This window comes from Streptomyces blattellae, from assembly GCF_009709555.1.
GTDB classification, from domain to species: Bacteria; Actinomycetota; Actinomycetes; order Streptomycetales; family Streptomycetaceae; genus Streptomyces; species Streptomyces blattellae.
In genome coordinates this window covers 22,552-34,136 of sequence record NZ_WJBG01000197.1, presented here as the reverse complement: position 1 = coordinate 34,136, position 11,585 = coordinate 22,552, and the positions used below count along the sequence as shown (strand labels likewise).

The 11,585-nt window shown below is 70.6% G+C and carries 10 protein-coding genes and 1 pseudogene; 6 read left to right on the top strand and 5 right to left on the bottom strand.

Translation table 11 applies throughout. From position 1 onward, the window contains the following. Positions 1-313: 313 nt before the first annotated feature. A complete protein-coding gene (locus GFH49_RS26435; RefSeq protein WP_155058587.1) occupies positions 314-601 on the bottom strand; it encodes a chorismate mutase in 288 nt (95 codons plus the stop codon). A 316-nt stretch (positions 602-917) separates the two neighbouring features. On the opposite strand from GFH49_RS26435, the gene guaA reads away from it, so the two are divergent. Further along, a complete protein-coding gene (gene guaA / locus GFH49_RS26430) occupies positions 918-2,498 on the top strand; it encodes a glutamine-hydrolyzing GMP synthase (RefSeq protein WP_155058586.1) in 1,581 nt (526 codons plus the stop codon). A 148-nt stretch (positions 2,499-2,646) separates the two neighbouring features. Here guaA and GFH49_RS26425 read toward each other — a convergent pair whose 3' ends face one another. After that, entirely contained in the window at positions 2,647-3,120 is a 474-nt protein-coding gene (locus tag GFH49_RS26425) for a pyridoxamine 5'-phosphate oxidase family protein (RefSeq protein ID WP_155058585.1), read from the bottom strand. Positions 3,121-3,274: 154 nt separating this feature from the next. Between GFH49_RS26425 and GFH49_RS26420 the strand changes: the two genes are divergently transcribed. After that, a complete protein-coding gene (locus GFH49_RS26420; RefSeq protein WP_155058584.1) occupies positions 3,275-4,069 on the top strand; it encodes a class II aldolase/adducin family protein in 795 nt (264 codons plus the stop codon). A gap of 34 nt (positions 4,070-4,103) precedes the next feature. Here GFH49_RS26420 and GFH49_RS26415 read toward each other — a convergent pair whose 3' ends face one another. Beyond that, positions 4,104-4,988, bottom strand: a complete 885-nt coding sequence (locus tag GFH49_RS26415; protein WP_155058583.1) for a DUF4429 domain-containing protein — start codon at positions 4,986-4,988, stop codon at positions 4,104-4,106. 311 nt (positions 4,989-5,299) lie between these two features. On the opposite strand from GFH49_RS26415, the gene GFH49_RS26410 reads away from it, so the two are divergent. After that, positions 5,300-6,595 (top strand): hypothetical protein, encoded by a 1,296-nt coding sequence (locus GFH49_RS26410; protein ID WP_155058582.1) that lies wholly within the window; start codon positions 5,300-5,302, stop codon positions 6,593-6,595. A 118-nt stretch (positions 6,596-6,713) separates the two neighbouring features. Further along, positions 6,714-7,244, top strand: coding sequence for a DoxX family protein (locus tag GFH49_RS26405; RefSeq protein WP_155058581.1), 531 nt, complete (start codon positions 6,714-6,716; stop codon positions 7,242-7,244). Positions 7,245-7,248: 4 nt separating this feature from the next. Here the strand turns inward: GFH49_RS26405 and GFH49_RS26400 are convergent, their stop codons facing one another. Further along, positions 7,249-7,521 (bottom strand): hypothetical protein, encoded by a 273-nt coding sequence (locus GFH49_RS26400; RefSeq protein ID WP_230396506.1) that lies wholly within the window; start codon positions 7,519-7,521, stop codon positions 7,249-7,251. Beyond that, positions 7,508-9,013 (bottom strand): annotated as a pseudogene (locus GFH49_RS26395) (PspC domain-containing protein); the annotation flags it as partial. The pseudogene GFH49_RS26395 and the gene GFH49_RS26400, both read right to left, overlap by 14 nt. A 533-nt stretch (positions 9,014-9,546) precedes the next feature. On the opposite strand from GFH49_RS26395, the gene GFH49_RS26390 reads away from it, so the two are divergent. Together GFH49_RS26390 and GFH49_RS26385 are read left to right on the top strand one after the other, a co-directional pair. Continuing rightward, a complete protein-coding gene (locus GFH49_RS26390; RefSeq protein ID WP_155058579.1) occupies positions 9,547-10,839 on the top strand; it encodes an ATP-binding protein in 1,293 nt (430 codons plus the stop codon). Continuing rightward, positions 10,836-11,573, top strand: coding sequence for a LuxR C-terminal-related transcriptional regulator (locus tag GFH49_RS26385; protein WP_155058578.1), 738 nt, complete (start codon positions 10,836-10,838; stop codon positions 11,571-11,573). Before GFH49_RS26390 ends, GFH49_RS26385 begins: the two co-directional genes overlap by 4 nt. Positions 11,574-11,585 lie beyond the last annotated feature (12 nt).

Genomic DNA, 11,585 nt, shown 5'->3' with positions numbered 1-11,585 from the left:
TCCTTGTACGTTTCCCTGGCCCCGTCCGGGGCGCCCCTGGGGTTTTCCCGCCGGCCGGCCCCGGGCGTCCCCGGAGCCGGCCGTTCACTTGGGTGACCGGGCTGCTGTCCCCTGCCGTCCGGTTCACCTGCCTGGAGCGAGGTCCCACGACGCACGGCACGATCCGTGCGCCTCATCGCTCCAGTGAGCCACGCGTGGTTCTTCGGGCCCGCCCCTGGCTGGCACGGACACCGGGACCAACGAACCCTTTCGCGCGCCGGTCACGCGCCGTACGGGTGAGAGGAATGCGCACGTCTGTGCCGGGAACGCGGATTCAGATCTTGCCGCGGCACAGCTCCAACAGGGTCATCGCCAGCGTGGTGCCCGGCTTTCCCAGCGCCTCCCGGTAGTGGGCGAGGACCTCCATCTCGCGGGAGAGGTTCACGCGCCGGCCGCCGGAGGCGATCCGGGCCTCCTGGGCGACGGCGGACACCGCCATCCGTTCCTGGATCAGGCCGATGATCCGGTCGTCGAGCGCGTCGATACGCGCACGGGCGCCGGTGATCGTCTCGGCGGCCTCGGGGGTGTGCGCGCCGGTCTTCTCCGCTGCGGTGGAGGTCATCTCGGGGCTCCTTGAGTGGGGGTTGAGTGGGGATGCCCCGGATCGGCACGACCCGGAAACGTCAGGCGCCCCGGGCCTTGTCGGCCCGGGGCGCCTGGGAAGTCGCTTGTCAGTAGCTCAAGCGGCACGACCATGGCAGCCGGCGGGCCGGGTGCCATAGGTAAAGACGAAGGTCGTCATGTGCGTGAGCATGGGGTCAGTATGGCGTGGCCGTCGGTGACGGCCAACCTGGTTCGCATCCTGAGACGGGAGGGGCGCACGTCCACCCCGTTAGAATCGGTGGCACAGCCCCTGTCAAGCCGCCGGAAGGCAACCCGTGTCATCAGCGACCCCTGCTGCCGCCGCCCCCGACACCGTCCTGGTCGTCGACTTCGGCGCGCAGTACGCCCAGCTCATCGCCCGTCGCGTCCGCGAGGCCCGGGTCTACAGCGAGATCGTGCCGAGCACCATGCCGGTGGCGGAGATGCTTGCCAAGAACCCGGCGGCGATCATCCTCTCCGGCGGCCCGTCGTCGGTCTACCAGGAGGGCGCCCCGACCGTCGACCGCTCCCTCTTCGAGGCCGGGGTCCCCGTCTTCGGCATGTGCTACGGCTTCCAGCTGATGGCGACCTCGCTCGGCGGCACGGTCGACAACACCGGAGCGCGCGAGTACGGCCGTACGGACCTGCACGTCAGCAAGTCCGGCTCCACCCTCTTCGAGGGCACCCCCGCCGAGCAGCCCGTCTGGATGTCGCACGGCGACGCCTGCTCCGCCGCCCCCGAGGGCTTCAGCGTGACGGCCTCCACGGACGTCGTCCCGGTCGCCGCCTTCGAGAACGACGAGAAGAAGCTGTACGGCGTCCAGTACCACCCGGAGGTCATGCACTCCACGCACGGGCAGCAGGTGCTGGAACACTTCCTGTACCGGGGCGCCGGGCTGACCCCGACCTGGACCACCGGCAATGTGATCGAGGAGCAGGTCGCCGCGATCCGTGAGCAGGTCGGCGACAAGCGTGCCATCTGCGGGCTGTCCGGCGGTGTGGACTCCGCCGTCGCCGCCGCCCTGGTCCAGAAGGCCATCGGCTCCCAGCTGACCTGCGTGTACGTCGACCACGGCCTGATGCGCAAGGGCGAGACCGAGCAGGTCGAGAAGGACTTCGTGGCCGCGACCGGCGTACAGCTGAAGGTCGTGGACGCTCAGGAGCGGTTCCTGAAGGCGCTCGCCGGGGTGAGCGACCCGGAGGAGAAGCGGAAGATCATCGGCCGCGAGTTCATCCGGGTCTTCGAGCAGGCCCAGGCCGAGATCATCGCGGACGAGGGTCCGGCGGTGGAGTTCCTCGTCCAGGGCACCCTGTACCCCGACGTGGTCGAGTCCGGTGGCGGCACCGGCACCGCCAACATCAAGTCCCACCACAACGTGGGCGGGCTGCCGGAGGACCTTGAGTTCCGGCTGATCGAGCCGCTGCGCAAGCTGTTCAAGGACGAGGTCCGGATGGTCGGCCAGGAGCTGGGCCTGCCGGACGAGATCGTCCAGCGTCAGCCGTTCCCCGGTCCGGGGCTGGGTATCCGGATCGTCGGCGAGGTGACGAGGGACCGGCTCGACCTGCTGCGCGAGGCCGACGCCATCGCCCGCGAGGAGCTGACCGCGGCCGGCCTCGACCGCGACATCTGGCAGTGCCCGGTCGTCCTGCTCGCGGACGTCCGCAGCGTGGGTGTGCAGGGTGACGGGCGGACCTACGGCCACCCGATCGTGCTGCGTCCGGTGTCCAGCGAGGACGCGATGACGGCCGACTGGTCGCGACTGCCGTACGACGTGCTCGCGAAGATCTCGACGCGGATCACGAACGAGGTCGCGGACGTCAACCGGGTGGTGCTCGATGTGACGTCGAAGCCGCCGGGGACGATCGAGTGGGAGTGACCCGCCGGGGTCTTCAGGGGCAGGTGCGCTGTGCAGGGGGCAGTTGCGCTTGTCCCAGGGGGTCAGGCGCGTTGTGCAGGGGGCAGTTGCGCTTGTCCCAGGGAGTCAGGCGCGTTGTGCAGGGGGCAGTTGCGCTTGTCTCAGGGGGTCAGGTGCGCTTGATGACGCGCACCGGCTCGCCGGGCTTCCAGACCTGGACGACGAGGTACTTGTCGTCCTCGACGTAGGTCCGTACGACCTCCGTCAGCTCGGTGCGGAAGAGGTGGAACGGCTCCGGCGGTTCCACCTCTTCGCCGTATCCGGCCTTGGTCTCCGGGTCGGTGACCTCGATCGCCCGTCCGCTGATGCGCACATCGCCGCCGCCCATGGACTGACCTTCGCCCGGGTTCGCCTGGAGCGCGAAACGCGGGTCGCGGCGCAGGTCGAGGGCCTTCAGGGAGTCCGGCATCATGCCGAGCCAGAGCTCGCCGTTCAGGAAGCGGGCCTCCAGGCCGCTGGTGCGGGGGGAGCCGTCCGCGCGGAGGGTGGCGAGGACGTGGTGGGTGAAGGCGGCGAAGCGTTCCTCGACGCGTCTGGCGAGGCCGGGTTCGGTGGTGGTGAAGGCTGCCCAGTTCGTTGTCATACGGCTTCCTGTCATACGCCGAGTGTGCTGTCGAAACCCGACACCTTCTGTCCGATTTCGCTTGCACGCTCCTTCTTTACACAACATCTCTGTTCTCCTGCGCTGACCGACGGTAACTTCCGCCCCGTAAAGGAACCCAGTGCAGGAGGAACCTATGCACGGGCCCACACCGCCCACGCCGCTGCCCACCGACCGGCTGCAGTTCGCCATGCCGCCGATGCACGATTCGGTCGACGACGAGCGCCGGCATCGCAAGGAGCGGCTCGCGGGCGCGCTGCGGATCTTCGGGCGGCTCGGCTTCGAAGACGGCGTCTCGGGGCACATCACCGCGCGCGATCCGGAATACAGCAACTGCTTCTGGGTCAATCCGTTCGGGATGCCGTTCAAGCACGTCACCGTGAGCGACCTGGTGCTTGCCAACGCCGACGGGCAGGTGATCCAGGGCCGCTATCACATCAACCAGGCCGCGTTCACCGTGCACTCCCAGGTACACGCGGCCCGGCCCGATGTCGTCGCGGTCGCCCACTGCCACTCGGTGTACGGGCGGGCGCTGTCGGCCCTCGGTGATCTGCTGGACCCGATCACACAGGAGAGCTGCGCCTTCTACGAGGACCACGCCGTCTACGACGCCTACACCGGGGTCGCCGTGGACGCGGAGCAGGGCCGCCGGATCGCCGGCGCGCTCGCCTCGCGCAAGGCACTGGTCCTGCGCAATCACGGGCTGCTGACGGTGGGGGACTCGGTCGACGCGGCGGCCTGGTGGTTCCTGTCCATGGAACGGTCCTGCCAGGTGCAGCTGACGGCGAGGGCGGCCGGGCGTCCGATCCTCATCGACCACAAGGCCGCGGTCGCCACGCGGGAGCAGCTGGGCGGGGATCTGGTGGCGTGGATCAACTACCAGCCGCTGTGGCAGGACGTCAGTCGCAGTGAGCCGGACCTGCTGTCGTAGGGAGTGTGGAGGGGGCGGCGTAGTGGGAGGCGGCTCAAAAGCCTCGTAGCACCGCCGCCTTGGTCATCGCGAACTCCTCGTCCGTGAGGACGCCGTCGCGGTGCAGTTCGCCCAGTTCCCGCAGCCGTTGCAGGAGTACGTCATGGTGGTCGGCCTGCGGCGGCACGGCGGCCGTGAGCTGGCGGCGGTCGGCGTAGTCGCTCCCCGTGCGGGCCGACGGGTGCGGCAGCCTCGCGGTGACCGCGGTGGCGACCAGGGCCGTGAGCAGGTCGCGGCGGGCGCTGCCCCACAGGTCCAGGGCGTACGGGTCCTTCTCCGGCGGCAGTTTGGAGAACGCCGCCTCGCGGGTCACGAAGCGCAGGAATCCGTCCTCGTAACCGGAGTTCGGCAGCCACTCGACCTGCACGAGGTCGCCGATGTGGATGATCCGCGGGCCCGTCGCCCGTTTGACGCGGTCGGAGGTGTCGGACCAGTCGATCCGCACCTGCGTGCCGTCGAAGGAGACCGTGCCGTCGGAGGAACGGACCGAGACCGGGACCGGCGGGCCGGGCAGCAGATAGGTCTTGGTCGGGCCCCCTGGGACCTGGTCCAGGAGCAGCGCGCGGCGGATCTCATCGGCCACGTACTCGGCGACTCCGGAGCGGTCGATGTCCACGACCAGCCGGTACGGGTCCGCCGCGTCGGGCAGCCGGCCGCCCGTCGCCTGGAGGAGGGGATCGGCGCCCTCTCGCAGCCGCATCCGGAGCCGGCCGCGCTTGCGTTCGGGCTCGAAGACGATGCCGGCGACAGCCTCCAGCGGCACGACGATCTCTCCGTACGTCTGCCGGAACAGCGACACGGAGCGGTGCAGGCCCGGCGTGATTCTGACCGTGGTGCCGTCGAAGGCCCAGGTCCCGTCGCGCTGGATGATCTCGGCCATAGGGAAATTCTCGCAGCAGGGTCAACACGGCGGGCCGCCCGGTCACCCGTGGTGACCTGACCTGCCGGATACGGGGTGGGTGAGGTAGGGCACAATTCGCTGTCGTCGCAGGGGAGTTGCGGGCCAGGACAGGGCCTCGTTCGCCGAATGCGTGTGCGGTTGTGGCGTGCACGGGTGGGGCCCGGCGCGGCACGTGAGACGTGGGCCATGGGTCGTGGTTCGCGGGTCGTGGTTCGCGGGTCGCGGGTCGCGGGTCGTGGGTCGTGGGTCGGGTCGTGGGTCGTGAGTTCGTACGGATCTGAGGAGGATGCGTGGCGGTGCAGGAGGCGAGGCAGGGTGGGGGCGCCGACTCGGCTGGGCCGGAGGGAGCGCACCGGGGTGGCTGCACCTGCGGGGACTGTCCGCACGGGGCCCGCGCGGGGCATCGGCGGGCGGTCGCCGCATTCCTGCTGAAACGGGACGAGTTCGCAGCCGGACACGGGCTGCCCGCCGCCGTCGCCCACTCCGCCTCAGCCTCCCGCCAGTGGGTCTCCGAGGAGCTGGCCCAGTCCGCCGAACTCGTCGCCGAACGCGGCCGCGCCGAGGGCGAGGCCTGGCTCACCCGGCTGTGGTGGCGTACGGCCCGTGCGGTGTGGGCGCTGGCCGTGCTGGTGTTGCTCGTCCAGGCGCTCACCGCGATCGGTGCGGGCTGGACGAACGCACGGACCGCCGGGTTGCTCGCCGCGCTGGTCGTGGCCGGTGCGCTGACGGCGGCCTCCTGGTTCCACCGGGCGCGCGGCGGTGCGCTCGCGCCGGTCATCGGTGAGGACAACCGGCTGTCCACGTCGCGTGCGGTGGCCGGGGCCTGGGTGCTGTTCGTGGCGTACGCCGTACTGGTGCTGGCCGGCCGTCTGGCGGCGGCCTCCGGGCACGGGGAGCGTGACGCGCTGATCGCCGGGCTCGAACTCGCCCGGGGTGCGGGGGTCGTGACCGTGCTCGCCGTGGTGTGCGGGATCGCGGTGCTGGTACGGCGGGTTGTCGGGATGCGGGTGCTGGGGCAGCGGCTGCAGAAGGTGCGGGCGGACCGGCCGCGGGCTGCCGATCTGCTGACGGACGACTCGGGGCGTGGATCGTTCGCCGACCTTCAGTACGTCGTGATCAGCGGGGTCGCGTTGCTGTTCGCGGCGGTACGGCTGGCGCGGCGGCCGGATCAGCTGCCCGATCTGCCATGGGGGCTGGCGGTGGTGGTGCTGGTCTCGGCGGCGACGTACGTGGCCGGGAAGTATGCGGAAGGGGGACGGCCGGTGATTCTGTCGGTCGTGCGGTCCCGGGAGGCCGGCGATCTGGACGCGCCCATCCGCACCGGCGACGACATCGAGATCCGGGGCGCCGGATTCGTGCCGCCGGGGGCGCAGCGTGCCGACCGGTTGTCGCGGATGGTCGTCCGCATCGGCGCGGTCCATGTCCATGTGCCGCTGGTGCCGGTGACCGGCGGGTTCAGCAACCCCACCGACGCGGTGCTGACGGTGCCGGTGCCGGCGGATGTGGAGCCGGGGCGGGCGGACGTGCAGGTCGTGACGGCTGCGGGAGTCGAGACGAACCGGTACGCGATCGATGTGACGGACTGACACGGAATCTGGACCAAGCCGAAAAAACTGGCCTCGACGAGGTTGAGCGGCGCTGCCTCTTCGTGCGTATCGTCTTTTGAGGGGTCACGTCACAGCGGGCGAGAGGCGGCTACGAACGATGACTCACCGCATTCGCACGGACACGCACTCCCCCTATCTCGACGGCGGCCGCGACTGGCGGGAACTCGCCACCCGCTACGCCCTGCTCCCGCTCCGTGTCTTCCTCGGCGTCACCTTCATCTATGCGGGCCTGGACAAACTCACCGACAGCGCCTTCATGAAGGACTCGGGATCCGGGTCCATCGGCGATCTGATGCGCACGGTCCGTGACTCCTCGGCGATCCCGTGGCTGGTCGACCAGGCGCTGAAGAACCCCGTCGGCTTCGGTTACGCCATCGCCTTCGGCGAGCTGGCCGTCGGTATCGGGACACTGATCGGCCTGCTCGCCCGCATCGCCGCGCTGGGCGGCGCGCTCATCTCCCTCAGCCTGTGGCTGACCGTGAGCTGGGCCACCGAGCCGTACTACTACGGCAACGATCTCGCCTACCTGATGGCCTGGCTGCCCCTCGTCCTCGCGGGCACGCCCTTCCTGTCTTTGGACGCCGTGCTCCGGGGCCGACGACGGCAGCGGGCGGGGGCATATCAGTAACGCGTCAGCTGGGTGCCTCCAGCCGGCTCTCCGTCGGACCGGGTGCGGCGGGCGCGGCAGGTGAGCCGGGCGTGCCGGTTCGGCGTCTGCGGCGGCGTATGACTCGGGTCAGAACACCCACCGTGGCTGCCAGGCAGAGGCCGATCACGACGAGCGGTATCACCGCGAACCACGGAGTCTCCCAGGCGCCGCCCGCGTCGCCGGCGTAGGTGATGCCCGCGAGGGTCAGGAACGCGCCGGCGACCAGCCGGCCCGGCTGGAACTCATGACGCAGCACGGCTCACCTCCGCCTGGCCCACGCCGACCCGGAGATCGAGGTCGAGTGTGCCGGTGCTCCTGGCGCCCGAAAGCGGTACGAGGATCAGTTCCCTGTGCTGGCCCGGTTGCACGTCCACGTCCCCCTGCTCGTCGCCCGGCAACTGGATGTCGCCCACGCCCACGTCGATGGTCACCTTCACGGTCACGTCCTTCGGCACGATCACCTTCAGCCGGCCCAGGCCGACGTCGGCGCCCGTGTCGACCGTTCGGCCCTTGGTGAGCGGCACTTCGGTCAGGTCGAGCGTGCCGACGCCTGTGCCCAGCTCGTACTGCTGCTGTATGTCCGCCACTGCGGTGGGGCGCCATGTCTCATGCATCCACTGCGTGCTGATGTCCTTCGGTATGGCGGCCGACGCGGCGAGCAGGCCCGCCGTGATGACCGCGAGGAAGATCGAGCCGGCTCCCGTGCGGCCCAGGAACGCGCTGACGGCTATGCCCAGGCCGAGGACTATGAGTGCGCAGGCGAGTCCGGTCTGGAGGCTGGTGCCGAGCGGGTGTTCTTCCCAGGTCAGACCGGTGCCCAGGCCCCCTGCGAGGAGGGCGAGGAGGAAGACCCAGCCGCCGATCCAGCGGGGTCCGCGCGGACGCGGTGCCTGGACGGGCGTGCGGCGGCGTATGTCGGCGGGGCTGTTGCCCCAAGGGCCGAGGCCGATGTTGACGGCTGCCGCGATGTCGCGGGCGCGGGAGTCCCGCGGGCCCCAGAGATAGCCTGTCCCGCCCTCGTGGGTGCCGTCCTTGACGATGGGGTCGCGCCACCAGGAGGCGTAGGCGGTGGGGATCGGCGGTGCCTGGGCCTCCGGCGGGGCGGCCGCGACCGGCGGGGCGGCCAGCAGGTCGGGGTCGGGGGTGCCGCGTTTCCGGGACCAGTAGGCGGCGCCCGCGAGGAGCAGGGAGACCGTCACGGCGAAGGTCAGCACTCCGCCGTTGTTCAGCAGGGTCAGGAACACCCCGCACCCCACCAGTGCGAACAGCACGCCCGTCAGAGCCTGACCGTCGACCCGTCCGGTCAGCAGCTTGCGCACCTCGTTCTGCTCCTCGTCCTCATACGGGACGAAGAGCCACGCGAAACCGTAGAAGAGGAGCCCGAGACCACCGGTCGCGGACAGCACCGCCAGCGTGATCCGAAAGATCACCGGATCCATGTCAAACTGCCGCCCGAGCCCAGCACACACTCCGGCCAACACCTTGTGCGCCCGATCCCGCCGGAACCGGTGGGCCGGGCCGGGTAGATCGGCCGACTGCGCGGATACGTCGGCTGTTTGGCCGGGTGCGTCGGTCGGTGGGCGGGGTGCGTTGACCGGCTGGTCGGGGGTGCCGGCGGGTGGACGGGGGGTATCGGCCTGCTGGCCGGGCGCGTTGGCCGTAGTCGTCGCTGCCTCATCGCTCGGTCCGGCTGCGGCGGTCGGCCCGCTCGCTCCCGGAGCTGACCTGTCGCTTGCGGCCGTGGTGGCTGACCCAGCGGCTTCTGTCGCGGTGGCTGAGTCGTCGGTGTGCTCTGTGGCGCCCGGCCTGGAGGATCCGGTTGCGGAGGCCGGCCCGCTGGCCCGGGGGGCGTCGGTCGGCCGGTCGGCCCCGGCTGCGGTGTCCGTTCCTTCGGCTCCGGCCCGGCCGGTCGAGCCGTTCGCATCGGATGTCGTGGTCGGGCTGGACGTCGCCGTGCCCCCTTTCTCGTGCGCGCGAGGCTCCTTTCCCTCGGTGCCGGGCGGGTCCGTGGTGGGGGCGGCGTCCTGGGGCCCGGTGCCCGGGGTGGGGCGTGGGCCGGAGCCGGGTCCCGGACCCGTCGCGGCGTGCTGGTGATCTGTCATGTGTCCATGGTGACGGCCGCAGTGCCGTGGCGGGAGTCGGAACAACCCTGGCCGGACCCTGATATCGGCCCTGAGCCGGGGACGGGGAAGTGTTCGACGGGGGTGGGGTTCGAAGATCAGGGGAGTCTCGGGGGTCGACCCTGATGCCTCGGCCGTCCGGGCGTGTGAACATCGATGGCATGCCGGAAGCCGCAGCAGCGCCACTCGTCGAACCGCGGCCGCCGCGCAAGCTCTACCGCAGCAGTGACGGACGCTGGTTGGGTGGCGTGGCGCGGGGGCTCGCCGGGCATCTCGGGCTGCCGGTGATCTGGGTGCGGCTCGTCTTCGTCGGCCTGTTCATGGCGGACGGGCTGGGTGCTCTGCTGTATGCCGCGTTCTGGTTCTTCGTGCCGCTCGGCGTCGGCGGGGTCGAGGCACAGCGGCCCCCCTCCCTCGTCGGCACCGAGACCTCCCCGGACGGCCGCCGCAGACTGGTCGCCCGCAAGCCGGACAAGGGGCAGATCGTCGCCCTGCTGCTCATGGTCGTCGTGGCGATGGTCTTCGTCGGCAGTGTGAATCTGGGCAATGGCGCTCAGGCGTATCTGCTGCCGGCCGTGCTCGTCGGTGGCGGCGTCGCCCTCGTCTGGCGTCAGGCGGACAACGCGCGCCGGGCCCGCTGGGTCGAGGTCGGCCGCCGCAAGCGCACGGTGACCCTGCTGCGGGCCGTCGCCGGCGTGCTGCTGGTCACCACGGGCGTCTCCGGCATTTTCGTCCTGCAAGGTTCCGCCGCCCACCTCGGCTCGGTCCTGCAGGCGGCGCTCGCGGTCCTCGTCGGGATAACGCTCCTCGCGGGCCCCTATCTCGTGCGTATGACCCAGGACCTGTCCGAGGAGCGCCTGATGCGGATCCGCGCCCAGGAGCGCGCCGAAGTCGCCGCGCACGTGCACGACTCGGTGCTGCACACCCTGACCTTGATCCAGCGCAACGCGGAGAGCGCGAGCGAGGTACGCCGTCTCGCCCGCGCCCAGGAGCGCGACCTGCGCACCTGGCTCTACAAACCCGAGGGCACCGGCAAGGACGAGGCCGACGAACCCACCACCCTCGCCGACGCCGTACGGCGAAACGCGGCCGAGATCGAGGACAAGCACGGCGTCCCCATAGAGGTCGTCGTGGTCGGTGACTGCCCGCTCGACGAGAGAACCGGCGCGCAAATGCAGGCCGCACGCGAGGCGATGGTGAACGCCGCCAAGTACGGTGGCGAGGGCGGCGCCGTCCAGGTCTATGCCGAGGTGGAGGGGAAGACGGTCTTCGTGTCCGTCCGGGACCGCGGACCGGGCTTCGATCTCGACTCGATACCCGCCGACCGTATGGGTGTCAGAGAATCGATCATCGGCCGCATGGAGCGCAACGGCGGTTCGGTGCGGCTGCGTGCGGTGCCGGACGGCGGCACGGAGGTCGAGCTGGAGATGGAGAGGGCGGAGAAGACGACATGAGCGACCCGACCGAGACGAACGGTACGGCGGGAGCGGCGGAGTCGGCCGAGTCCACCCAGGCAGGCGGCGGCGAGCGCCGGGTCCGCGTGGTTCTCGTCGACGACCACCGCATGTTCCGTACGGGCGTACAGGCCGAGATCGGACAGACCGAGCAGACCGGCGTCGAAGTCGTCGGCGAGGCCGCGGACGTCGACCAGGCGGTCACGGTCATCACCGCGACCCGCCCCGAGGTCGTCCTCCTCGATGTGCATCTTCCCGGGGGCGGCGGGGTCGAAGTGCTGCGCCGCTGCGCCCCGTTGATGGGGGACACCGAGCAGCCCGTCCGCTTCCTCGCCCTGTCCGTCTCGGATGCGGCGGAGGACGTGATCGGCGTGATCCGGGGCGGCGCGCGGGGCTACGTGACGAAGACGATCACCGGCACGGACCTGGTCGCCTCCATCTTCCGTGTGCAGGAGGGCGACGCGGTCTTCTCGCCGAGGCTCGCCGGGTTCGTGCTGGACGCCTTCGCCTCGACGGACGCCCCTCCCGTGGACGAGGACCTGGATCGCCTCACGCAACGGGAGCGGGAGGTCCTTCGGCTGATCGCCCGTGGGTATGCCTACAAGGAGATCGCCAAGCAGCTGTTCATCTCCGTGAAGACGGTCGAGTCCCATGTCTCGGCGGTGCTGAGGAAGCTCCAGCTGTCCAACCGGCACGAGCTGACCCGGTGGGCGACGGCACGGCGACTGGTCTGAGGACGGACGGTC

Excerpts from the sequence above, each read along its gene's own strand:
- GFH49_RS26415 (WP_155058583.1), bottom strand. The coding sequence starts at position 4,988 with ATGGCCGAGATCATCCAGCGCGACGGGACCTGGGCCTTCGACGGCACC.
- GFH49_RS26435 (WP_155058587.1), bottom strand. The coding sequence starts at position 601 with ATGACCTCCACCGCAGCGGAGAAGACCGGCGCGCACACCCCCGAGGCC.
- GFH49_RS26420 (WP_155058584.1), top strand. The coding sequence starts at position 3,275 with ATGCACGGGCCCACACCGCCCACGCCGCTGCCCACCGACCGGCTGCAG.
- GFH49_RS26390 (WP_155058579.1), top strand. The coding sequence starts at position 9,547 with ATGCCGGAAGCCGCAGCAGCGCCACTCGTCGAACCGCGGCCGCCGCGC.
- GFH49_RS26385 (WP_155058578.1), top strand. The coding sequence starts at position 10,836 with ATGAGCGACCCGACCGAGACGAACGGTACGGCGGGAGCGGCGGAGTCG.
- GFH49_RS26405 (WP_155058581.1), top strand. The coding sequence starts at position 6,714 with ATGACTCACCGCATTCGCACGGACACGCACTCCCCCTATCTCGACGGC.
- GFH49_RS26425 (WP_155058585.1), bottom strand. The coding sequence starts at position 3,120 with ATGACAACGAACTGGGCAGCCTTCACCACCACCGAACCCGGCCTCGCC.